This window comes from bacterium endosymbiont of Bathymodiolus sp. 5 South (genome assembly GCF_900128535.1).
In the GTDB taxonomy this organism is placed as follows: domain Bacteria; phylum Pseudomonadota; class Gammaproteobacteria; order PS1; family Pseudothioglobaceae; genus Thiodubiliella.
Window position 1 is genome coordinate 10,206 of sequence record NZ_FQTR01000058.1, and the last position, 2,133, is coordinate 12,338.

Here is a 2,133-nt window from a genome sequence, read left to right on the forward strand (position 1 = left end):
GCCTCATCAATTTTTTGCAATTTAGCGTAAGTATTACCCATATTATACAAACGATTAAAGTCCAATTCTTTGTCTTTAACGCTTTGATATTGTTCCAATGCTTGCTCGTATAAACCTTGCTTATAAAGACTATTTGCTTGGTTTAGGTGTGCAGCGTCATTGTCAATATCGGAAAATTTTTCTGCGGCCGCTTCATAATCTTGCTTTTGGTAAGCGCTATTAGCTTGCTCAATGTGCAAAAAATCCAACAATCCTGCCTCTACATTCATTGACAATAAGACGAAAAAAATAAATTTCATGGTTTTCTAGGTAAGGAAAAAAAGACAACAAACAACAGCAGCAAGGCAAGTAACAAAGGGTAATAAAACAGTTGGCGTTTTTGATTAATTTTTACCTCCTTGCTGTTATTGTGCCGATCAAAAGTATTAATAAAATCTGACAAATCGTTATTATTTAAAGAATATTTAAGATACTTTCCACCTGTTTGCATTGCTAATGTTTTAATATTTGGATTTTCTCTAACAACAACAATATTATTGTCCTGGTCTTTTAAAAGCCCATTTTCAGTACGCATACTGCCACCACTCTTGCTAGCGATATCAAAGATAAAAATTTGTAGATTGTGCTTTATTGCATACGCAATCGCCTCTTTAAAATTAGCGTCATCGCCACCATCGGTCAATAGCAATATTTGCTTATTTTTTGTTGTGCCTGTCAAATCACTGGCAGCTTGTAATAAATTGCGTATGTCGGTGCCTTTTAAATTAATACTGTCTGTGCGTAAATTTTTAATTAAAAATTTAAGACTGGAAAAATCATCCGTTAAAGGGGAAATTAAAAAAGTCTGACTGGTAAACCCTAAAATGGCAACCTGCCGATCTCTAATTTTATCCAGACTATGTAACAGTTTGTTTTTTGCAAATTCAAAGCGGCTTGGGTAAACATCATTTGCCAACATAGAATACGACATATCCATTGCCACTACTAAGTCACTCAAGTGTTTTTTTATCTTAATTTCCCCTTTGTCAAGGGTTGGCTGACTTAGTGCCAATAAAATTAAAATAATGGATAATAATAGCAACTTAAGGCGTGTTTTTAGGCGCATCCCATGCTTGTCCAAACTGATTTTCTCCAGCACTTCGGGCGCAAACAAAGCCTCAAGATTGCTTGTCTTGTGGTGAATAAAAAACCACAATATAGCCACTAGAATGAGAGTGTAAAGTAATTCTATTTGTTCAAAATCCATGTGTTTCTCTGCCAAAAATAAAGAAATAAAAGCATTAACGCCAAACCTAGGGGGTAGTAAAAATAATAAGCTTTCTTTTCGTATTTGTTAATGTTTATTTTACTTTTTTCTAATCGATTGATTCGCATATAAATGTCTTTTATGCCTTGGATGCTATTGGCTGAGAAGAATTCAGCACCTGTGCCTTGTGCAATCTCTCTCAAGATCCCAGCATTAAAATCTCCTGCGTTACCAATGCCAATGGTATACACTTTTATTTTGTTACTTTTTGCACGGTTCATTGCCACTTCAAGCGGCACACTGCCTGCGTTGTCTATACCATCCGTCAACAAAATGGCAATCTTTTCTTTAGAATGAGAACCTTTAAAAAGTTTGGAACTTAAAAATAAAGCCTCGTAAAGTGCCGTTCTTTGCTGCCCAGCAATGCCTACATCAATATGGCTGAGTATTTCAATAATACTTTTTTTGTCATAAGTCAAAGGCACGGCAGTATAAGCAAAATCTGCAAAAATACTCAATGCTAATTTATCGGTCTTACGCTGTTTGATAAAATCCACCAAAATTTTCTTAACAACCCCAAACTTATTGCTTTCTTGCATTGACCCAGAGGCATCTAAAATTAATGAAATTTCATAACCTTTGCTATTATCAAGTATTATCTCCTTGGTTGTAATCGGGCTGGCAAGGGCAATAATAACCAAACTGAGGGCTAAAAATTTTAGGCTGTTGCGCAACAATTGCTTAGACTTTACAAGGGTTTTTAAGTTTTCACTGTATGGAAAATAAATAGATAATTTTTTCTCTTGGCAAAAAAACAAACAAGCGAATACAACAATAATGAGTGCCAATACATAGGGATATTCAAAACTAAACACAAAGAAACTCCT

The 2,133-nt window shown here is 34.8% G+C and carries 2 protein-coding genes and 1 pseudogene; all 3 read right to left on the minus strand.

Going from position 1 to position 2,133, the window contains the following annotated elements:
• Positions 1–299: pseudogene (locus BBROOKSOX_RS06525) on the minus strand (hypothetical protein); the annotation flags it as partial.
• Positions 296–1,246: a vWA domain-containing protein gene (locus BBROOKSOX_RS06530; protein ID WP_139660419.1), complete on the minus strand. Its 951-nt coding sequence runs from the start codon at positions 1,244–1,246 to the stop codon at positions 296–298. The pseudogene BBROOKSOX_RS06525 and the gene BBROOKSOX_RS06530, both read right to left, overlap by 4 nt.
• A partial coding sequence (locus BBROOKSOX_RS06535) for a vWA domain-containing protein (RefSeq protein ID WP_218973707.1) occupies positions 1,228–2,133 on the minus strand: 906 nt, incomplete at its 5' end. The genes BBROOKSOX_RS06530 and BBROOKSOX_RS06535, both read right to left, overlap by 19 nt.

Bases quoted from the DNA above. Each gene is read 5' to 3' on its own strand.
- BBROOKSOX_RS06530 (WP_139660419.1), bottom strand. From the start codon at position 1,246: ATGGATTTTGAACAAATAGAATTACTTTACACTCTCATTCTAGTGGCT.